18 protein-coding genes are annotated in these 20,232 nt (G+C 62.6%); 3 read left to right on the top strand and 15 right to left on the bottom strand.

Going from position 1 to position 20,232, the window contains the following annotated elements:
* Nucleotides 1-29 precede the first annotated feature (29 nt).
* Complete coding sequence (locus ASE25_RS17570; RefSeq protein ID WP_082622961.1) at nt 30-1,625, top strand: polysaccharide biosynthesis tyrosine autokinase; 1,596 nt, start codon at nt 30-32, stop codon at nt 1,623-1,625.
* A gap of 79 nt (nt 1,626-1,704) precedes the next feature.
* Here ASE25_RS17570 and ASE25_RS17565 read toward each other — a convergent pair whose 3' ends face one another.
* Nucleotides 1,705-2,310, bottom strand: coding sequence for a hypothetical protein (locus ASE25_RS17565; protein ID WP_082622960.1), 606 nt, complete (start codon nt 2,308-2,310; stop codon nt 1,705-1,707).
* Nucleotides 2,311-2,432: 122 nt separating this feature from the next.
* A complete protein-coding gene (locus tag ASE25_RS17560; protein ID WP_056826841.1) occupies nt 2,433-3,776 on the bottom strand; it encodes a UDP-glucose/GDP-mannose dehydrogenase family protein in 1,344 nt (447 codons plus the stop codon).
* Nucleotides 3,777-3,850: 74 nt separating this feature from the next.
* Here ASE25_RS17560 and rfbB point away from each other — a divergent pair, with 74 nt between their 5' ends.
* Together rfbB and rfbD are read left to right on the top strand one after the other, a co-directional pair.
* Complete coding sequence (gene rfbB / locus ASE25_RS17555) at nt 3,851-4,864, top strand: dTDP-glucose 4,6-dehydratase (protein ID WP_056826840.1); 1,014 nt, start codon at nt 3,851-3,853, stop codon at nt 4,862-4,864.
* A complete protein-coding gene (rfbD, locus tag ASE25_RS17550) occupies nt 4,861-5,724 on the top strand; it encodes a dTDP-4-dehydrorhamnose reductase (RefSeq protein ID WP_056826839.1) in 864 nt (287 codons plus the stop codon). The genes rfbB and rfbD overlap by 4 nt, the downstream gene beginning before the upstream one ends.
* A 142-nt stretch (nt 5,725-5,866) precedes the next feature.
* Here the strand turns inward: rfbD and ASE25_RS17545 are convergent, their stop codons facing one another.
* The 13 genes from ASE25_RS17545 to ASE25_RS17510 all read right to left on the bottom strand — a co-directional run bounded on the left by ASE25_RS17545 (nt 5,867) and on the right by ASE25_RS17510 (nt 19,934).
* Complete coding sequence (locus ASE25_RS17545; protein ID WP_056826838.1) at nt 5,867-7,069, bottom strand: lipopolysaccharide biosynthesis protein; 1,203 nt, start codon at nt 7,067-7,069, stop codon at nt 5,867-5,869.
* Between the two features lie 49 nt (nt 7,070-7,118).
* Entirely contained in the window at nt 7,119-8,417 is a 1,299-nt protein-coding gene (locus tag ASE25_RS17540; protein ID WP_304437923.1) for a nucleotide sugar dehydrogenase, read from the bottom strand.
* Nucleotides 8,418-8,556: 139 nt separating this feature from the next.
* Nucleotides 8,557-9,588 carry an acyltransferase gene (locus ASE25_RS17535; protein ID WP_162260619.1) on the bottom strand — a complete coding sequence of 344 codons (1,032 nt, stop codon included), beginning with the start codon at nt 9,586-9,588 and terminating at the stop codon, nt 8,557-8,559.
* Nucleotides 9,589-9,646: 58 nt separating this feature from the next.
* Nucleotides 9,647-9,841: a DapH/DapD/GlmU-related protein gene (locus ASE25_RS23560; protein WP_235508741.1), complete on the bottom strand. Its 195-nt coding sequence runs from the start codon at nt 9,839-9,841 to the stop codon at nt 9,647-9,649.
* Between the two features lie 345 nt (nt 9,842-10,186).
* Complete coding sequence (locus ASE25_RS23825) at nt 10,187-11,227, bottom strand: glycosyltransferase (protein ID WP_082622957.1); 1,041 nt, start codon at nt 11,225-11,227, stop codon at nt 10,187-10,189.
* Nucleotides 11,220-12,422: an O-antigen ligase gene (locus ASE25_RS17530; protein ID WP_056826836.1), complete on the bottom strand. Its 1,203-nt coding sequence runs from the start codon at nt 12,420-12,422 to the stop codon at nt 11,220-11,222. The genes ASE25_RS23825 and ASE25_RS17530 overlap by 8 nt, the downstream gene beginning before the upstream one ends.
* Before the next feature lie 71 nt (nt 12,423-12,493).
* Complete coding sequence (locus tag ASE25_RS22505) at nt 12,494-13,552, bottom strand: glycosyltransferase family 4 protein (RefSeq protein ID WP_082622955.1); 1,059 nt, start codon at nt 13,550-13,552, stop codon at nt 12,494-12,496.
* 7 nt (nt 13,553-13,559) lie between these two features.
* Nucleotides 13,560-14,498: an NAD-dependent epimerase/dehydratase family protein gene (locus ASE25_RS17525; RefSeq protein WP_056826835.1), complete on the bottom strand. Its 939-nt coding sequence runs from the start codon at nt 14,496-14,498 to the stop codon at nt 13,560-13,562.
* Entirely contained in the window at nt 14,495-15,691 is a 1,197-nt protein-coding gene (locus ASE25_RS22500; RefSeq protein WP_162260618.1) for a glycosyltransferase, read from the bottom strand. The genes ASE25_RS17525 and ASE25_RS22500 overlap by 4 nt, the downstream gene beginning before the upstream one ends.
* The gene (locus tag ASE25_RS17520) at nt 15,684-16,301 is read right to left on the bottom strand and encodes an N-acetyltransferase (protein WP_056826834.1); all 618 of its coding nucleotides are present in this window, start codon (nt 16,299-16,301) and stop codon (nt 15,684-15,686) included. The genes ASE25_RS22500 and ASE25_RS17520 overlap by 8 nt, the downstream gene beginning before the upstream one ends.
* Nucleotides 16,298-16,918 carry a sugar transferase gene (locus ASE25_RS22495; RefSeq protein WP_082622953.1) on the bottom strand — a complete coding sequence of 207 codons (621 nt, stop codon included), beginning with the start codon at nt 16,916-16,918 and terminating at the stop codon, nt 16,298-16,300. Before ASE25_RS22495 ends, ASE25_RS17520 begins: the two co-directional genes overlap by 4 nt.
* The gene (locus ASE25_RS17515) at nt 16,915-18,096 is read right to left on the bottom strand and encodes a DegT/DnrJ/EryC1/StrS aminotransferase family protein (protein WP_056826833.1); all 1,182 of its coding nucleotides are present in this window, start codon (nt 18,094-18,096) and stop codon (nt 16,915-16,917) included. The genes ASE25_RS22495 and ASE25_RS17515 overlap by 4 nt, the downstream gene beginning before the upstream one ends.
* Nucleotides 18,093-19,934 (bottom strand): nucleoside-diphosphate sugar epimerase/dehydratase, encoded by a 1,842-nt coding sequence (locus ASE25_RS17510; RefSeq protein ID WP_235508734.1) that lies wholly within the window; start codon nt 19,932-19,934, stop codon nt 18,093-18,095. The genes ASE25_RS17515 and ASE25_RS17510 overlap by 4 nt, the downstream gene beginning before the upstream one ends.
* Nucleotides 19,935-20,232: the final 298 nt, after the last annotated feature.

Here is a 20,232-nt window from a genome sequence, read left to right as displayed (position 1 = left end):
AGGCGCGGCCGACGAGGAAAGACACCACTGTGGAGCTGCAGGACTACCTGAACGTCATCAGGAAGCGATGGATGATCATCGCCGCCGTGGCTCTCGTCACCCTCGGCCTGACGGCCGCGTACACGACCCTCGCGCCACGGAGCTACTCGTCGTCGACGCGGTTCTTCGTGCAGACAACGAGTGATGACACGACCTCCTCGCTGCAGCAGGGCAACACCTTCACCCAGTCCCGCGTCAAGACCTATGCGCAGGTCCTCACGGACCCGACCGTGCTGCAGCCGGTCATCGACGCCGTCGGTATCGACAGCACCACGGACAAGCTCGGCGATCGCATCACGGCGTCCATCCCGCTCGAGACAGGTCTCATCGACGTCACGGTCACGGCTCCGAGCCCCCAGCAGGCACAACAGGTCGCGGCCGCCATCGGCAAGGTCTTCCCCCCATATATCGCCCAGATCGAGACTCGTGCCGGCAAACAGTCACCAGTTCAGCTGTCGGTGACGCGACCTGCCACCCTCGAGCTCGCTCCGGTGAGCCCGAAGCCGGCGCGCAACCTCGCCCTCGGCCTCGTGCTCGGACTGCTCCTCGGCTTCGGCGTCGCCCTGCTGCGCGACGTGCTCGACAAGTCGGTGAAGTCCCAGCGCGACCTCGAGGCGGTCACCGACCGTACGATCCTCGGCGCCATCGCCTTCGACCCGGACGCGTCGACACACCCCCTCATCGTGCAGGTCGACCCCCACTCCCAGCGCGCCGAGGCGTTCCGCTCGTTGCGCACCAACCTCCAGTTCATCGACGGGGCCAACCCGCCGAAGTCGATCGTCGTCACCTCGTCGCTGCCCGGTGAGGGCAAGTCGACGACGACGGCCAACCTCGCCCTCAGCCTCGCCGAGACCGGCCTCAAGGTCGTCGTCATCGAGGGCGACCTGCGCCGGCCGCGGCTGCTCGACTACCTCGGCTTCGAGGGCTCCGTCGGCCTCACCGACGTGCTCGTCGGCCGGGTCGAGGTCGACGACGTGCTCCAGCCCTTCGGCCGCACTGGCCTGCGCCTGCTCGGCGCCGGTCCGATCCCGCCCAACCCGAGCGAGCTGCTCGGCTCCGCGAACATGGAGCAGCTCGTCGCCGACCTCGCCGAGCGCTTCGACTACGTCCTCATCGACGCCCCGCCGCTGCTGCCCGTCACCGATGCGGCCGTGCTCAGCACTATCGTCGACGGCGCCCTCGTCGTCGTCGGCGCCGGGGTGGCCCAGCGCGAGCACGTGCGTCGCGCCCTCGAGTCCCTCGAGGCGGTCAACGGCTCGCTGCTCGGCCTCATCCTCAACCGGGTCAAGACCAAGGAGCTCGGGGCGGGCTACGGCACCTACGCGTACGACTACCGCCCCGAGAGCGAGCGCCAGCGCGCCAAGGGTCTGGGCCGGGGGCGCAGGCGCCCCGCCGCAGGGTCCGACGAGGTCGGGCCGGTGAACCCCAGGTCGTCGGCCGTCGGTGACCGTAGGCCGCCCGAGCCCGGGCCCCACGCGCACGAGTCGAGTGCGGCACCGGGCGACACGCCCGGAGGCACACCTGTGCCCCAGCCGCAGAACGGGACGAAGCCCACCTTCCCCACGGACGACTCGATCTTCCGCTGAGGAGACACCGGACCATCGCGGCACCGGACGCACGCACGAAGGACCCCGTCACCTTGGTGACGGGGTCCTTCGTCTGCGTTCAGCGGACCGACTGCGCCCTCGACGACCCGGCCACGCTGCCCAGCGCGGCGACGATGACCTCGAGGAACTCCTCGATGCGGTCGAAGGCCTCGGTGTGGACGCGAGCGGACCGTCCATAGGGGTCCACGACATCGATCTCCCCCACGTCCCGCGGGGCGATCGTGCCGCGCGCGGTGGCAGCTTCGGCGACGACCTGTGGCAGCCAGGGGTGGGTCGGCACGATCGGCCGCCACATCTGGGAGGACCGGCACAGGTCGGCGAAGTCGCCCAGGGCGAAGATCCGGCGCATGGCGGACGGGCGCACGCGCGCGACGTCACCGCGATGGACCCGCGTCATCGTCAGGACCAGCTCGGCCCCCTCGACGAGCCGTGGCGTGACCGCTCGCGCTGCGTAGCCCGTGACGTCGGCGCCGAGTCGACCCAGCGCCTCGCTCGTCTCGGTCTCGATGCCGGAGCCGACCACGGCACCGGTCCCGGCACTCTCGATCGGCACCCCCGCCTCAGGCAACAGCTGCCGCAGCCGCCTCTCGGCGTAGGGCGACCGGCAGATGTTGCCGGTGCAGACGAAAAGGATGCCGCGGGCGCGAGGAGAATCCCCGAGCATCTTGCCCCCTGTGGTTCTGGTGTTCGTGGAGGTTCGATCCTAGGCGGCTCTCGGGTGGCGCCATCGGCAAAATGGCGGTATTGAGGCGGTTGTCTCACGAATCCCCCAACCAGGCGCACGCCTCACCAGATCGAGCTGGACCTGCGCCCCATACCGCGGTAGTCCCAGCCGGCGTCGGTCCAGGCGCGCGGGTCGAGCACGTTGCGCCCGTCGATGATCCGCGGGGTCGCGACGAGCGATTTGGCCTGGGCGGGGTCGAGCTCGACGTAGTCCTTCCACGCCGTGAGCAGCATGACGAGGTCGGCGCCGGTGAGGGCCTCCTCTGCCGAGTCGACGATCTGGAGGTCGGGCCGCGCCAGGCGCACGGCGTCCGCGCCTGCGGGGTCGGTCGCCACGACGTTGGCGCCGCGGCCCCAGAGACGGCCGGCGATGTCGAGGGCGGGCGAGTCGCGCACGTCGTCGCTGTCGGGCTTGAAGGTCAGGCCGAGCACGGCCACCTTGACGCCGACGAGGCGGCCGCCAGCCATCTCGGAGGCGAGGTCGACGGCGTGGTCGCGGCGGCGCATGTTGATCGAGTCGACCTCGCGCAGGAAGGTCAGCGACTGGTCGACGCCGAGCTCGCCGGCCCGGGCCATGAAGGCGCGGATGTCCTTGGGCAGACAGCCGCCGCCGAAGCCGATGCCGGCCTGGAGGAACTTCGAGCCGATGCGGTCGTCGTGGCCGATGGCCTCGGCCAGACGCGAGACGTCCGCCCCGGACGCGTCGCACAGCTCGGCCATCGAGTTGATGAAGGAGATCTTCGTGGCGAGGAAGGAGTTGGCGGCGACCTTGACGAGCTCGGCCGTCGGGTAGTTGACGAGCAGCCGCGGGATGCCGGCCTCGATGATCGGGGCGTAGACCTCGTCGACGACGGCGCGGCCGATCTCGCCGCGGTCGCGGTCGTCGGGCAGTCCGTAGACGACGCGGTCGGGGCGCTGGGTGTCCTGGACGGCATACCCCTCGCGGAGGAACTCCGGGTTCCAGACGACGACGGCGTCCACGCCGGCTTCGGCGAGCCGGTCGGCAACGGCCTGGGCCGTCCCGACGGGGACGGTCGACTTGCCGACGACGACGATCGGGCCGTCGGGCGACGGGCTCGCGTTGGCGATGATGTCCTCGACGGCGGTCCACACGTAGCTCATGTCCGCGGCGTAGCTGCCGCCGCGCTGCGGAGTGCCCACGGCGATGAAGTGGACGCGGGCGTCGGCGAGGGCGGTCTTGTCGGTCGTGAAGCGCAGGGAGCCGTCCGCCACGCCCTGCCGGAGGAGCGGCTCGAGGCCGGGCTCGTGGAACGACGGCACACCGGCGGCGAGCTTGGCCACCTTGCGCTCGTCGATGTCGAGGCCCACGACGTCGTGGCCGAAGTCGGCCATGCACGCGGCATGCACCGCTCCGAGATAACCGCATCCGATGACCGAGATCTTCACGCCGGGCAGCATATCGAGCGCCGGAGAACGGCTGGTGGCCGTGAAGTTGCCAGCGCTTCGTTACCCTCGGCTCCATGCGCGTGCTCGTGACCGGCGGAGCCGGCTTCATCGGATCGAACTTCGTCCTGCGCGCCCGCGAGGTGCGACCCGACTGGGGCCTGACCGTCATCGACTCGATGACGTATGCCGCCAACCGCCGTTCGCTCGCGCCGGTCCTCGCCGAGCTGGGCGGAGACGGCTCGGTCGAGCTCGTCGAGGGCTCGGTCGCCGACGCGCCGCTCGTCGACCGGCTCGTCGACGACCACGACGTCGTCGTGCACTTCGCCGCCGAGTCGCACAACGACAACAGCCTCGACTCGCCGTGGCCCTTCGTCGAGTCCAACGTCGTCGGCACCTTCACCCTCCTCCAGGCGATCCGCCGGCACGAGAAGCGCCTCCACCACATCTCGACTGACGAGGTCTACGGCGACCTCAAGCTCGACGACCACGAGCGGTTCACCGAGAAGACGCCCGTCAACCCCTCCTCCCCCTACTCGGCCACCAAGGCCGGGGCCGACCTGCTCGTGCGGGCATGGATCCGGTCCTTCGGCATCAGAGCGACGGTGTCGAACTGCTCGAACAACTACGGCCCGCGCCAGCACGTCGAGAAGTTCATCCCGCGCCAGATCACCAACGTCCTGGACGGCATCCGGCCCAAGGTCTACGGGTCGGGTCTCAACGTGCGCGACTGGATCCACGTCGACGACCACAACGACGCCGTCATCGCGATCCTCGAGCAGGGACGGCTCGGCGAGACCTACCTCATCGGCGCGGACGGCGAGCGGAACAACCTCGAGATCGTCGGGATGCTCCTCGAGCTGCTCGGCAGGCCGGACGACTGGTTCGAGCACGTCGACGACCGCCCCGGCCACGACCTCCGCTACGCCATCGACGCGACGAAGCTGCGCCTCGAGACGGACTGGAAGCCGCGCTACGGCGACGTGCGCGCTGGCCTCGAGGCGACGATCGAGTGGTACGCCGCCCACCACGAGTGGTGGGAGGCCGCCAAGGTCGAGTCCGAACGCACCTACGCCAGGCTCGGACGATGACCGCCCAGGCGGGTGCGGGGCGCGTCCTCGTCACCGGCGCGACCGGGATGCTCGGTCACGATCTCGGGCCGGCGCTGCGCGCGGCCGGATGGGTCGTCACGGGGCTCGGCCGCGGCGACCTCGACGTGACCGACGCCTCGCAGTGTGTGGCCGCGGTGGACGGGCACGACCTCGTCATCAACGCCGCCGCCTACACGTCCGTCGACGCCGCCGAGACCGACGAGGCGGCCGCGTTCGCGGTCAACGCCGTCGGGGCCGCCAACGTGGCGCGCGCATGCTCCCGCGCCGGGGCACGACTCGTCCACGTCTCCACGGACTACGTCTTCGACGGCACGGCCACCGAGCCGTATGCCGTCGACCACCCCGTCGCCCCGCGCTCCGCCTACGGCCGCACCAAGGCCGCCGGCGAGTGGGCCGTGCAGGCCTTGTGCCCCGAGTCGTGGGTCGTGCGCACGGCGTGGCTCTACGGTGCGGGCGGCCCGAACTTCGTCTCGACGATGCTGCGCCTCGCCGACGAGCGGGAGACCGTGTCGGTCGTCGACGACCAGGTGGGCCAGCCGACGTGGACAGTCGACCTCGCCCACCTCATCGTCCGCCTCGTCGCGGCAGACGCCCCCTACGGAATACATCACGGCACCGCGAGCGGGCAGACGACGTGGTTCGGTTTCGCCCGCGCCATCTTCGAGCTAAACGGCCTGGACGCGGAGCGGGTGCTCCCGACGACGACGGACGCCTTCCCCCGCCCCGCCCCTCGGCCTTCGTGGAGCGTCCTTTCTCCCGGTTTGGTCCGTGATGAGCTCACGCCAATCGGAAGGTGGGACGAGCGGCTGCGTTCGTGGCACCGACCGGAGGGCTTGTGAGCACTCCCGGAACTCACCGGGATTCCCGCGCCTGGATGAGGCGGTGAGAAGCCTAAGTCCACTCCGGCATCCGACACCCGTGCCACAACCCGTCAGATAAGCCATTCGCACGGGTTCACAGCTCGCCACTCGAATACTCCCGTCACGCGGTTTTCCCGGCGAGTCGCGCGCCACGCAGTTGGAGATACGTCGAGACCGCCGCCACCCCGCATCCACACGAGGACGCCAGGGCTGCGCCAGTGATACCGAATGAAGGGACGAGGATCGCAAGGGCTAGTACCAGCGACCCAAGGCCGAGAATGCTGGGAATGAAAACCGACCTCGCGGTCCCGAGAATGCGCATTTGGTTGGTGTGAACCTGAACGCTCCCGTAAGCAATCACTCCCGGCAACGCGGCCAAGAGCACGCCGTACGATCCCTCAAACTCTTTACCGTAGGCGACACTGATGAACGGCCATCCGACTGCAGCGAGCAGCGCCCCACCGATCGATCCGGCAACAACTGCAGCGACGATGTTCTTGCGAAGCGACTTCCCTGACCCCTGCGCCGCTTCGAAGAAGCTATTTAACGAGAACTGCGCCGGAATTATGCCCGCGAGGCCAGCCAAGGCAACCCCCACAGAATAGACACCTGCGGACGAGGCGCCGAGAACAGCGGCAACAACAAGGAGGTCCAATCGAATAAGCAGGTTCTGCGCAAGGCGCGCCGGTTGCCAGCGCATCCCGCCCTTCATCAGCGCAACGAGCGAGGGGCCAGGAATGGCGCCCACACCGGTTGAGACTGGACGGGCCGCTCGGACATATAGCGGCAGCGGAGCGACGAACGACGTAATGACAACAACGGGCGCCATAGACGACGTGAGATTTCCTGAGGCCCAGAGGGCAAGTGCTGCTACGAGTAAGACGAGCTGTTGGACGAGTCCCCCCAGCGCTACTACCGCCGGGCCTGAGAGCGCGTTGGCCGCGCTTCCCATGCTAGCCGTCACCAAGTAGACAAACGCCCCCAGAGCCACCCACGAGACGTAGGGCTTGTGAGCGATGAAACCCACCGCTACTCCGACTAGCGAGAGCCCGCCGTACCACGGCCATAGACGCAACAGTCGTCGACGAGTCGCGTCCAAGTCCCCTTGTTCCCTGCCCACTTTGATGACCTGCTGGGCGAGATCCATGTTCCCCAGCGTGAACACCAGAATCGTTGTGGCAGCGAACGCACTCGTGATCCCCTTGACATCCGCCCCTCCCAGGTTGGCGATGGCGACACTCGACACGAGGCCGGTCAGAAGCGAGACACCCCTTAGCGCGCTCGCCTTAAACACCCGGTGGCGCACAATGCTAGTCAGATCCACTATGTCAACTCTCTCCGGTGGCATCGGGCGTGCGAAGAAGTGCGGAGACCTACAGACGAAGATCGGATGCGCCCTTTGGAAGAATGCACTTCAAGTCGTAGATAACACTTGCCTCAGGCCTACCGAACGCTCGAATTCCAGCCGCCCCCATGGTGGCGAACTCATCATGGGCAACCGCAACAACGATCCCGTCATAAGCGCCGACCTCTAGGTCTTGCACTACGTCGATGCCATACTCCTCAAAGGCCTCCTTGGGATCCACCCAAGGGTCGTGGATATCCACCGGAAGCCCGAAGTTCTCGAGTTCGCGACGAATGTCGATAACCTTCGTATTACGCAAGTCAGGTGTGTTCTCCTTGAAGGTCAGTCCGAGCAAAAGCACTCTTGCGGTCCTCAAGTCGATCCCGCGGCGAATCATTGTGCTGACAAGTTGAGACGCCACATAGGAGCCCATGGAGTCATTGAGTCGCCGTCCGGCCAAGATGATCTCGGGGTGGTAGCCGATCGCCTGGGCCTTGTGCGTGAGATAATAGGGATCCACACCGATACAGTGACCACCCACCAAGCCGGGCTGGAACTTCAAGAAGTTCCATTTGGTGGCCGCTGCATCCAAGACGTCCTGAGTGTCAATTCCGAGGCGATTGAACACCAGAGCGAGCTCATTAATAAGTGCGATATTGACGTCCCGTTGCGTGTTCTCGATTACTTTAGCAGCTTCAGCAACTTTAATAGACGCCGCCTTGAACGTGCCGGCCCGGACGACCGTTCGGTAAAGCGAATCGACAAAATCGGCTACCTCAGGAGTTGATCCAGAGGTCACCTTTAGGATCGTCTCGAACCGATGACTCCTGTCGCCTGGATTAATTCTTTCGGGAGAATACCCGACATAAAACTCTTCGTTGAATCTCAGCCCGCTGACTTCCTCCAGCAGGGGGACACACTCCTCTTCAGTGGCGCCCGGATAGACAGTCGACTCATAAATGACAACGTCGCCTTTCCTCAGAACCTGTCCAATCGTCCGCGTGGCAGAAAGGACGGGGCGGAGATCCGGCTGGTTGTGTTCATCAATAGGGGTAGGCGTGGTGACAACGTAAACATTGGCCTGCTCCAGGGCGGTTGGGTCCGTAGAGAACACAAGTCGCGAGGCCGACTCAAGTTCCGCCTTTGAGACTTCAAGGGTTCTGTCGTGACCATTTGACAACTCCCGTACGCGCTCGGCCTTGATGTCAAAGCCGACAACATCAAAGTACTTCGCAAAAGAAACCGCCAAAGGCAGTCCTACGTAGCCAAGCCCTACGACACCAACTCGAGCTTCCGATGCAATCATTACCATTAGTTGTTGACTCACTTTCGAACGCTTACTTGGTGAATATGGTTATTGTGAGACACTTCGCGATTACGACCCTGTTCTCGCATATGAATCCCAGACGGGCTTGCCCGCATTAATCTGGCCTTGAAACCTCCCCGGACTCTCACGCAAGACTGGCTCATACAGTTGCCTTGCGCGACGACAACCACATTCGCTTCAGAATACGCCGGAGCGGCACGTCCACCACGTATGTCAGCATTGCCGCCAAAGGAATGATGCCTAACAACGCGACTAATGCGGCAGTCCAATGAGACATTCCCAACTCGGACAACTTGAGAATTACGATGTAGCCTAAGTTTTGGTGAACCAGATAAAGCACATATGATATTTCCCCAAGGAAAACAAGCGGCCGCTTCGTCAAAGGCTCGCCCAGCGGTGTCCACATGACGACTACAAAGACTGCTCCGACTGTCAGTGTCGCCAACAGGACCGTCGGGCCGTGGGGAGCCAACAACATGAGTGAAACTGCGGGGAGAGAAAGTGTCAACAGGCGGTGGTCGCCGTCCCAGATCTTGAAGAACGCTACACCCATGACAAAGAGAGGCATCCACACAAGACCCGGGGCTAATGCCCGGATTCCCGACGCATAGACCTCGAAGGGTAGGAACCTGGACGAATAAACGATCGCGAAAGTGCCGAATACCCATACGTACAAGTAGACAATGGATCGCTGACACCTGAGCAATCCAGCGTAGAACAAAAAGGCGACCTGCACGTAGAATCCCAGCTCAGCTGCCAGTGTCCAGTAGGCACCGTCGACTTGAGCAACGCCAAAATAGCGCTGAAACATCGTCAAGTTGGCGAGCCACTCCAGAAAGGTCGTTTCCCGACCTGATAGTCCGAAGAGAGCCACGCAGGCGCCTGTAAGCGCCACACAAACCCAGTAGATGGGATAAAGACGTATGAACCTTGAGACAGCAAACGACCTCAGCGTGCTACGCTCGAGCGTCAGGTATATAACAAAGCCAGAAATGATGAAGAACAGTTGAACGCCATACTGGCCCGGCCAAAACCATCGCACCGGGTCCCCGAGTTCCGGGTAGAACTCTGCTGATCTGAAGAAATAGTGGTACAGCACAACGGCCAAGGCCGCGACCCCGCGCAACCCGTCAAGCACACCAATTCGGGAATCGGGGATAGCACGGGCCACACCGTCATTGGAACTCGTGGGCCAGACCAGTGCATCTCCGTCCCGAGCTCGGGAGGGGCTACGTGACGGCACGCTGCTTGACCAACTTCGCAGGGTTGCCCACAACGACAGCGCCCGGTGGAACATCGCGCGCCACAACGCTTCCCGCCCCGACGGCTGCCCCCCGGCCAATAGTCACTCCTGGGAGCACTATCACCCGCGCCCCAAGAAACACATCCTCCTCGATGTGGATGGGACGGTGAATGGGCGCCATGTCACGAAAGGAGCCATAAGGAGCGGGCACCGGATGATCGCCTGTAATCAAAAAGCACTCTGGGCCCATCGTGACGTGCGGGCCAATATATACTTCTCCGCTCAGAATACAGCGTTCACCAACACCACCATGTGGCCCAATCGTGGTACGCCAACTGATGCGCGCCTTCCTGTTGATGTTCGCGCTAGCGTCGACGTTGTCGCAAAAGTGACGCGCGCACAAGACGCGGAGACGTTTGCCAGGCTTCATCCAAGAAGGTAGGTGGGTGGCGAACGTGGAATACAGGAGCCACCACGCCAACTTCTTCGGCTGCCGAAACAGGGATCTTTTAGTCAATTCATTCTCCTAAAGTAGCAGGCCGAGCCATCGGTTCGTTGACTCACTTGTGGTTTCCAGATGGACACCCCCCGGCAAATCCATAGAGTGACACCGGCGCAAAGCGTCCGCCACCTCATGTGGGCGCGCTAGATCAACTAGTTCTATGCGATCCGGGAATCTTCTTGCGAGCTCAATGAGTCCAGCATTGGCCGGGCCGACGACTCGCATGCCGATTGCCAAGGCCTGCAAAACCATGTTCGGCATGCCCTCTGTGGGAGACGTATTCAATAGCACTCGATGACGGCCCAAGATAGGATAGGGATCTTCAACCCAGCCTAGTGCACGCACCCGTTGGTCACTACTTCTGTCCGTTGCGCCGATGATCGTGAAGGCCAGATCCGGCGCGGCGTCGACTACCTGCTCGAACGCTTCCGAAGACCGGATCGCCCCACGTCTCGCATACCAGACAACACCTGTGCGCTCTGCGTCGACACAGGGGATCGGTGACTTCAGTTCAGGCACGCCGTTGGGCACAATTCTCAGCGCCGCACATGGACCAAACACGGTCCTGAAATCCTCTAGCAGGTGCTCAGCTGGGGCTGCAATGGTGACCTTTTTGCTAGTGATCATGCGAACGGCCCATCGGCCGACTCTAGACGACCCGCGGGCAAATGGTTCACTGCGATGTGTTGCCGTCCCACCGCCGGTGAGCCGGACCACATGGTTGAAACTGCAAAAGCGCCGCGCCAAAGCCACCCCTACCGACGCGGTTCCAAGCTGGATTGAGATAACTGCGGACGGCCGCCGGACCAAGACGTGAACAAAGACCAGAACCGTGAACAGGAGCTGTCCAATCCGCGGAAGGCCTCTGAAGAGTGAAACTGAACCAACTCTCGTGACATTCACACCGTCAATGGACGATCTTCGAGGCTGACCGTCAATGACCTGGGTGACAACAGAAACCGATGCCCCGCTACGTGCAGCGAGGCTCAGTACGTTTCTCATCTGCTTCTCAGCGCCACCTTCGCGCGGGCTAAAACTGCCAGACGCCAAGAGGATGTCAGTCATTGCTCGGTTCTCCTTGTGCAACTGCGATCGGAAGTAGAAGGGCCGCCCACGCAAGAGGGAAGTACTCGACTGACTGGACGGTTTGGAGTACGCCCACCAGTACCCCACAGCCAAGGTATAGACGTCCGTTTCGGACGCCTCGCAAGGACGAAGTGACGCACCAGGCGGTCATGAGAAGCCATGCAGCGACCGCGGGCAGGCCAGCACTGGCGGCCACCCCAAGGATCGAGTTGTGAGTGGAAAAGGACTGGCCCAGGTCGTCAGTTACATGCAACTCCCCCGACCCGAAAATCGGTTCGGCCATGAACGATTCCCAGCCGAGGTCATACAGGGACGTCCGGCCAGATAGCGTCCGGAGATCGTCACTCATGGAACTGAGAAGTTCACTGCCGACCGTAATCCAGATGCATAGGGCGATAGCGAGCACGGTCCAAAAGACGGCTATTCGGTAATCAAGGTTTCTTGAAATGTAAACGACAACGATAAGGGCGAGGACTGCCGCCCCCGCGATACCCTGGCTCGATCCGCTTGCAAGGATCAACCATCCCCCACCGCCCAGGCCAGCTGCGAATGCCACTCGTTCAAACCATGATTTGGAGTAGATCAACCCATGAAGGGCGAAGGATCCGAAGATGAGCACGCCGAAAACCATTCGGTTTGGATTCCCGGAGATGCCAACGAATCTATTGTCCAGCCCACTGGTGACCCCGAACGATACAGATACAAGCACGAAGACCACGCCGAGCCAGGCCATCCACCGCACAAGCTTGTCTCGAGATGTCGCATCGGAGAACAGCAATGCCATCACGACCAGATAGCACAGCCCCACAAGCCTTAAAGCCGTTAATCCAGAGTCGAAGAAGAGCCTGAATCCAAGCCAAGTCGCCAAGACCGTTGTCAGCAACAGAGGCTTCGTCGGCATTTGCGCGGCCTCTTGGCGTAAACCCCTCACTATGAGCACTGAGCCACCCGCGACCACGGCGGCCAGACCCACACGGCCCAACGACGCGAAGCTTCCGCCGGCGAGGCTCGTCGTAACGCCGAGCGCTAGACACCCCGTCGGTGAAATGATCGCGATGAGCACCAGAGCGATCGCGCCGATGAGGAGGGCCCCATATGCCGGCGCTGCTACAGCGACCCGTGCCAGCGCCGCGCAGACGCCGAAAACGGCCAGAGCCAGACCGGTATAGGTCATCCGCCGGGCGTAGGGGCCAGCATCCGGAGATGGGTGCGCCCTGATGGTCCTGGGGCCCATAGATTGGATCATCAGCGCTTGCCCGTCCGAGACCAGCGAGCATAGGCGAGCAAGGCGGACGCGTATTCGTCCACTGTGTCGAAAGTGCTCGGCGAGTGATCAAGAAGACCACTAGAGGAAAGTGCCAGACTCTCGGAGAGCGCCTCCTGAAGAGCCACCGTGTCATCCTGTGCCAAAACCACTCCGCCGTTACCCACGATCCGAGCCGTGTCGCCCACATCAAATGCCACCACATAGCAGCCCCGCGCGCGTGCCTCCATTAGCGCGCGGGGCGCACTCTCATGACTCGATGGATGAAGGACGATGGCGACCTTATCCAAGTCAGCTGGTTTTACCGTTCGACCTTCGACGAATTCCACTCTCTTATCGTGTGCTTCGCTAGCGTTCCACAGGCTCTTCAGTCTACGGGCATCATTGGTGTACACCGTCAGTCGCGCATCAACCGTCAACCGCGAGAAGGCAGCTAAACCGAGTTCCTGGCGCTTCTCCGGACGACAATTTCCAATCATGGCAACGCTTAGCGGTTCCCTGGCTCCACCAGATCTCCCCATGGACCATTGGTCGGCTAAAGCGCTGTATAGGACTCTGATCTTTCGTGGTGGCAGCCCGCGATCGAGGAGATGTGCGCGAACGGCATCAGAGTTGGCCAAATATACATCGACGAAACTGCTAGTGACCTTGTCGGCCATCCAAACCCACCGGGCCCGACCGGCCTCCAGCCCATTACGGGCGTCGACCAGCACTGGCCATGTCCGCAGCTGAAATCGCGACACGGCGCGAACTGCTCTCGTCAACACCGACGCCTTGAAACCGAATGTCACGATCAAGCTGGGCCGTGCTGCTAGTACATATCTACGGAAGTCCGACAGCGAGCCGCTGGCAACAACTTCTGCGCCATTCTCACGCATGAGCGCGGCCAACTGCGTGCCGCTGTCCTCAGAGAGCATGTAACACAGGCACGTGGATCCCGACTCAGTTAGGTGCCGCGCCACTTCGGCCATTCGCGTCTCGGACCCGCCAACGCCGCTACCTGCGCCCCAGACGAAGAGGACCAATTCGGACTTACTCACCACGTGCTCATTTCGCTACCGCGCGATGCTCGCTCATCCACTGAACGGAACGCTCTAAGCCTTCCCTCAGAGGGTAAGCCTCTACGCTCGGAAAATTTGCGCGCAGCAGGTCGTTTGCCGCTTGAGAATGCTTGACATCCCCCTCCCTGGCTGCGCGGCGCTCGACAGCCAATGGGTGTCCGAGGATGTCCTCCAGGAGCGCAATCATGGTGTTCAGCGACGTTCTCGTACCGAATGCCAAGTTGGTTGGCCCGGCCGTGACACGATTCAAGATTGCGTTCGACAAAACCTCCGTCACGGTATCGACGAAGGTGAAGTCGCGGCTCTGCTCACCATCGCCATTCACGGGCAACGGCAGCCCAGTCAGGGCCGCGGAAACGAAGGCTGGGACGACAGCAGCGTAGGCGTGACCTGCCATCTGACGGGGGCCGTACACATTGAAGAAGCGGAAGGGGAGAACTGGCAAGTCGTAACAGTTCGCGAAAGCCATTGCATACTGTTCCGCGGCGAGCTTGGATACCGCATAGGGGCTCATAGGCATGCACAGCATGTCCTCGGACTTCGGCAGCGAAGGGTTCGCGCCATACACTGAGGACGACGAGGCAAGCACCACATGCGCTCCGCGATTCCGCGCGGTGTGGAGAACCTTCAACGTCCCTGTCGCGTTCGCATCATGCGAGCCGAGCGGATCAGCGACACTCCGGGGCACCGAGCCGAGTGCGGCCAGATGAACGATTGCATCACGATCTTTCGCAGCCCTCAGGAGCGCTCGATCATTCAAGATGCTTCCCTCAACGACTTCCACCTCAACACCCTTGAGGTTGTCTCGATATCCCGTGGAGAAATCATCAAGAACCCGGACGTCGTCGACTTGCGACTCCGACACCAATCGACGACACAGGTTCGAACCAATAAAACCGGCTCCACCGGTCACGAGGACCTTCATTCTTGCTTTCCCTTCATCAGCGAATGAAACTTAGAGCGCATCGGCTGACCGCTGCGGCTTGCATTTACGGAGCTAGCCAAGATGGCGTCCAGCCGCTTAACGTAGGCATCAGCAGCGAACTCCAGACGCACCTTGTGCCGGGCCTCATCGCCCACGCGTTCGCGTAGCCCCCTACTGCGTACCAATTGTACAACGCGCTCTTCAAACGCTTCTGCGTCGAAACGGGGGACGAGGTGTCCGGTCGGCAAAACCGCCGCACATCCTGGAATGTCATACGCCACGATGGGCTTGAACGACAACGCTGCTTCTAGCAGCACTCGCGGAAGGCCCTCCGAGCGCGAAGGGAATAGAACGACGTCACTATCTCGGTACAAGGTCCTCACCTCAGAGGACGTTTTCTCACCGAGGTATCTGATGTGCCCGTCACGATCCGCGCGAAGCACCTTTTGCAGGAGATCTTCGTGACTGCGGCTAGCGGGTCCTACCAAAGTGAAGACAGCTTCTTCACTCAGCCCTCTTGCCAGACGTAGGAAGTCGTCAACACCTTTGTCCGGAAGAAGTCGGGCCACCATCAGCAGATCAACCTTGGTCGACTGCCGTCGGCGCGCTGGGCGGCTCTCCGGGAAGAAGTTCGTATCAACGCCGCTACCAATTAGCTGACATTTGGGGTGCAGATGACGAGGCAAAGCGTCCACAAGCGTTTGCATGTCTGCCGGGTTCTGGAACAGAATCACGTCTGCTATATGCGCATTAAGATGAAAGGCCCGGAGGTACGCCCAGCGTAGGATGCGACTTTTAAGTCTTCGTGAACTGCTAAACGACCGCCCCAGTCCAGTCACGGTAACTAGGACTCTCGCCGGTGTGAGCAGACTCAATGTCGGACCGAATAATGAATACTGCGTCGCGAAGAAGTGCGCCCACTGCGCGTTCGTTCGCTTGAGCACGCTCGGTACTTGGAAGAGTTTCAAAAAGGTAGCGAAAGATAATCCGGCGCGGACATCCAGCCGAATGACACGGTCGCTCGCCGAGGATCCTTCCGGGAGCACTAATAGTCCCTCAACGGTCTTAGACTGGTTGATGAATGCGATTCGGTAATCCGTATCAGGAAGTGTGGCGTTGGCGAAGGCTACATAGACAGGCCTTCTTGGGGGCGGCCCAGTGACTTGTTGCGTGGGGAACTTCTCGTCACTCACGTCGCACCGCAATCTCGTACACATTCATAACGCGATCCTGTGGCGTCCGATAGCTACCCGCCAACGTCCAACCGACTCTTTGATAGAAGCGGTTGACCCGGTCGTTGTCCTCAGCGTCGGTCGTCAGATAGGCGCTCTTGGGTCCCATCTGGGCCACCCGTGTCAGCCATTCGTCCACCATGTGAGCCCCCAAGCCGGCACTCTGAGCCTCGGGAGAGACGCAAATGGTGCTCAGCAGCGCGCCTTCACTCTGTATCGGCGTGTCGCCTCGGTAAAAGAGTCCTCGGGCTACCCTACCTACGATGCTTGGTCGCCTCAGCAGGGCGTAAGACGCCGCCCAAGCAAAGCGCGGCATGTCTTTCAGAAGGTTGCGCAGGAAATGACCCTTGGGCTCAACCGGCCCGGCCACGACGGCGAGCAATCTGCCAGAGGCGCTCGTGGCGCAAATAGCTACACAGTCTGGATCGCGCGAGTACCCCAGGTACAGGGCACGCAGCATGGGCGATCCCATGCTCGTGAGGAAGAACCCCGGGAAGGCATCGCGGTGAAGGTCCGCGGCCGCACGAACATCATCCACGCGCAGCTCACGAACCTTGAATGTACCGGTCATGAACTTTCACGTCCGGCACTGATCTGATCCCGCTTGAAGAGTGCGCCCACCGTTCGCGCAAGGACGGATAGGTCTCTCCACATGGAACGATTTCGTGCATAGGCAACGTATTCTTCGACTTTGGCAGGCATGATCTCGCGAATGTAATAGTCCTCGGGATCTGGCTTCCCACCTAACAGCGATGCCTCATGACGAAACCGGATTGCGGCCGGATCCGTAATTCCCGGACGTACGGACAGGATTAGTGAACGGCTCTTCGTCGGCCAGTGGGCCACGTATTGTGGCAACTCGGGCCTCGGACCCACGAGACTCATGTCCCCTCTCAACACGTTTATTAGTTGCGGCAATTCGTCGAGCTTCGTTTTCCGAATGACCGCACCCACGCGCGTAATTCGCGCATCGGAGCCCACTGTGATTCCAGAGCCCCCGACGGACTCGGACATGGAACGAAACTTGAACATTGTAAAGGGGACCCCGTACCGGCCTATGCGCACCTGGCGGTAGACGACGGGCCCAATCGAATCAAGACTGATGGCCAAGGACAGGAGGACGCAGATTGGGCTGATGATGGCGAGGCCCAGTCCGGCCAACACGACGTCAAAGAGTCTCTTGCTCATGAAATTGCCTTAACCGCATCCACGACTCTGGTCACTTGTTCGTCCGACATGGACGAATAGATCGGCAAGCTGACAACGCGCTCGAAGGCTGCCGAGGCCACTGGCAGATCGTCAGGCCTCAGCGCGCAAAGATCGCGCCAGTAGGGCTGCAGGTGCAGGGGAATAAAGTGGACGCTCGTCCCAATGCCTCGCGCGGACATCTCGGAGATGAAACTGTCTCTCCGTCCAGCGTCGGGAAGCTTCACCACGTACAGGTGCCAGCTGTGCATGTCGCCCTGGACGACCGACTCTGCTGGAAGGACGAGATCGGTTCCCATGAATGCATCGCGGTAGACGGAGGCGATGTTGCTCCGACGATCTCGCATCGATTGGGCACGCGCGAGTTGAACAGTGCCCATGGCTGCGGCTGGGTCCGTCAAGTTGTACTTGTAGCCCGGGGCCACGACCTCATACCGCCATGCTGGGCCCTTCGCACGATACCTATCGAAGGCATCGCGGTTGATGCCATGGAGCCGCATGGTTCTTATGCGATCGGCGAGCGCGCTGTCTCGGGTGGCGACCATTCCACCCTCGCCCGTGGTCATAGTCTTCGTGGCATAGAAACTGAAGACCGTGGCTTCGCTTTGACCGGCCCCCACCAGTTCTCCCCGAGATTTCGCCGGGAACGCGTGGGCTGCATCCTCGACAACTAGAAGATCATGCGACCGAGCAAATTCTCTTAACTGCAGGCGATCAATGGGCAATCCAGCAAAGTGCACCGGCATGATGGCACGCGTCTTGTCCGTCATCCGGACGCGCGCGTCTTCGAAGTCAATGTTAAGCGTGCGGGGGTCCACGTCGACGAGGACGGGGACTGCTCCCAAATACGTAACCACCTCGGCCGTGGCAGTAAAGGTCCACGTGGGAACGAGAACTTCGTCGCCCGGTCCTACCCCCAAAGCCTCGAGGGACAAATGCAGGCCAGCGGTGGCCGAGTTCAACGAAACCGCCTCCACATCAGCCCCCAGACCCTGGCCGAAGGCAAGTTCAAAATTCTTGACCGCCGGCCCACTGGACAACCAGCCGCTGCGCAGCGCCTCTACCACCGCTTCAATCTCGGCCTCGGCTATGTCTGGGAGTGCAAAAGGAATGAAGTCTCCTTCAAGCGACACTTTGTAGTCTTCCTTGTTGATGCTCATTCTCGAGTCGCCCCTGTATTGACATACTCCGGCATAGTGGCGCTACCTGTGCTCAGCGCTTCTTCGCGCATCCACTCGACAGCTAGACCCGGGCCGGCGAAGTGGGTCACTCTCAGCGCATCTGAGTCAAAGTGTGGGACGTCAACGCTGTCCACGAGCGGGTGGGAGGTCTGTCGCCTACCCTCGTGCCTGGTGAAGAGCTCCTCCGCGATCTTCTCGCCCGGGCGCAAGCCGGTGAAGACGATGTCAACGTTGCGGCGCCCGCTCATCCGGATAAGGGTCTGGGCTACCTCGAGGATCTTCACTTGCTCGCCCATCTCGAGCACCATGACCTCGCCGTCGACGCCGATAGACGCCGCCTCAAGCACGAGCTGACATGCCTCGGGGATCAGCATGAAGTACCGCCGCACATCCGGGTGGGTGACGGTGATCGGGCCACCCATCTCGATCTGGGCCGTGAAGGCGTGCACCACGGAGCCGCGTGAGCCGAGGACGTTTCCGAAGCGCACGGACACGTAACGCCCCTCGGCGCGACGGGCGAAGTCTGCGGTCAGTCGCTCGGCCAGCCGCTTGCTGTAGCCGAGGACACACGTCGGGTTGGCGGCCTTGTCCGTCGAGATGTTGACGAAGGTCGAGACGCCGGCAGCCTCGGCGGCCGTGAGGACGTTGAGCGTCCCGATGACGTTGCTCTTCCAGGCCTCGAGGGGGTGCGACTCGAGCAGGGGCAGGTGCTTGAGGGCGGCGGCGTGGAAGACGACCTCGGGGCGGGCACTCTCGAAGGCGTCCGCGAGCGCTTTCGGGTCGCGGATGTCGGCGAGGATGAGGTCGTCGGAGTCGAGCAGCCCGTGACCCGAGAGGCTCATTTCGGTCGCCTGCAGGCCGGACTCGTCGCGGTCGAGCATGTAGAGGCGGGACGGCCCGAACCGCGCGATCTGGCGGCACAGCTCGGAGCCGATGGAGCCGCCGGCGCCCGTGACGAGGACACGTCGCCCCGAGATCTGCTCGGCGATCGCCGTCGTGTCGAGCTGCACCGGGCGACGGCCGAGGAGGTCGGCGACGTCGAGGTCACGCAGGTCGTTCGGGGTGGGACGCCCGCCGATGATGTCCTTGAGCGGCGGCAGGCTGACGACGTCGAGACCGGCGTCGGCGGCACGGGCGGCCAAGTCACGAAGCGTGGCGGCCTCGGCGTTCGGCAGGGCGAGCACCAAGGTGTCGGCCTCGTAGCGCTCCGCGACCGCGGCGAGGTCAGCACGCGTACCGCGCACGCGAAGCCCCTCGAGCCGCAGCCGGTGCTTCGACGGGTCGTCGTCGAGCAAGGCGACCGGCACGAAGGGCCCGGCGCCGTCGTACTTCATGCTGCGCAGCAGCCGGCGTCCAGCCTCGCCGGCGCCGAGCACGACGGCCCGTCGCTCGGCTGGGGTCTGCATCGCCCGATGGGACCGCACGGTGCGCACGACGAAGCGGAGGGCGAACATCAGTCCGATGGCCAGGGCCCCAGCTGTGAGGGGCAAGCCGCGCGGGACGACGACCGGCTCCACCATGAGCGCCCAGAGGAAGAGCACGGCACCGACGATCGCCGTCGTCGTCATGAGCTCGACAATCTCCTCGAACGAGCCCATGACGTGGCTGATCGAGTAGGGGCCGACGAGGTAGCCGACGAGGATCTGCCCGGCCATCGCCGCGAGCGCGAAGTACGCCGTGCCCTTGAGGTAGCTGTCGTCGAGCTCGAAGTCGAGCCGGATCCAGAGGGCAGCAAACAGCATGACGACCCAGATCAAGGCGTCGACGGCGGCCCAGCCGAGGCGGACCCATCGAGCCCTGCGTACCTGCGCTGTCACCCTGTACTCACCACAATCCCTGACGTGCCCTGATTCACGTACGCGTCCCGGGTGCTGTGGCAGTGACGACCTCGTCCCAGAACCCGACGTGTGAATGGCGACTTTTTTGCACCAATTCGGTCAAACCACGCGTTAGCCGAATGATAGCCGTCAATCGGTGTATCACCTGACATGTCAGCATCGTGGACACGTCGGCCCACGGCCCGCGGACGGCATACGTCATCCCCCGTTCGGGCGCTGACGGTCCACTACGCTGCGAGCACCGGGAGCCTCCCGGGCGGTTCGGCCCCGACGTCAG

Origin of the sequence: Terrabacter sp. Root85 (assembly GCF_001429185.1) — a bacterium.
Lineage (GTDB): Bacteria > Actinomycetota > Actinomycetes > Actinomycetales > Dermatophilaceae > Terrabacter.
Note: the sequence above shows the minus strand (reverse complement) of the source record. Positions and strands in the feature narration are given on the sequence as shown.

Bases quoted from the DNA above. Each gene is read 5' to 3' on its own strand.
- ASE25_RS17565 (WP_082622960.1), bottom strand. From the start codon at position 2,310: ATGCTCGGGGATTCTCCTCGCGCCCGCGGCATCCTTTTCGTCTGCACC.
- rfbB (WP_056826840.1), top strand. From the start codon at position 3,851: ATGCGCGTGCTCGTGACCGGCGGAGCCGGCTTCATCGGATCGAACTTC.
- rfbD (WP_056826839.1), top strand. From the start codon at position 4,861: ATGACCGCCCAGGCGGGTGCGGGGCGCGTCCTCGTCACCGGCGCGACC.
- ASE25_RS23560 (WP_235508741.1), bottom strand. From the start codon at position 9,841: ATGGCGCCCATTCACCGTCCCATCCACATCGAGGAGGATGTGTTTCTT.
- ASE25_RS23825 (WP_082622957.1), bottom strand. From the start codon at position 11,227: ATGACTGACATCCTCTTGGCGTCTGGCAGTTTTAGCCCGCGCGAAGGT.
- ASE25_RS17530 (WP_056826836.1), bottom strand. From the start codon at position 12,422: ATGACCTATACCGGTCTGGCTCTGGCCGTTTTCGGCGTCTGCGCGGCG.
- ASE25_RS17525 (WP_056826835.1), bottom strand. From the start codon at position 14,498: ATGAAGGTCCTCGTGACCGGTGGAGCCGGTTTTATTGGTTCGAACCTG.
- ASE25_RS17520 (WP_056826834.1), bottom strand. From the start codon at position 16,301: ATGACCGGTACATTCAAGGTTCGTGAGCTGCGCGTGGATGATGTTCGT.
- ASE25_RS22495 (WP_082622953.1), bottom strand. From the start codon at position 16,918: ATGAGCAAGAGACTCTTTGACGTCGTGTTGGCCGGACTGGGCCTCGCC.
- ASE25_RS17515 (WP_056826833.1), bottom strand. From the start codon at position 18,096: ATGAGCATCAACAAGGAAGACTACAAAGTGTCGCTTGAAGGAGACTTC.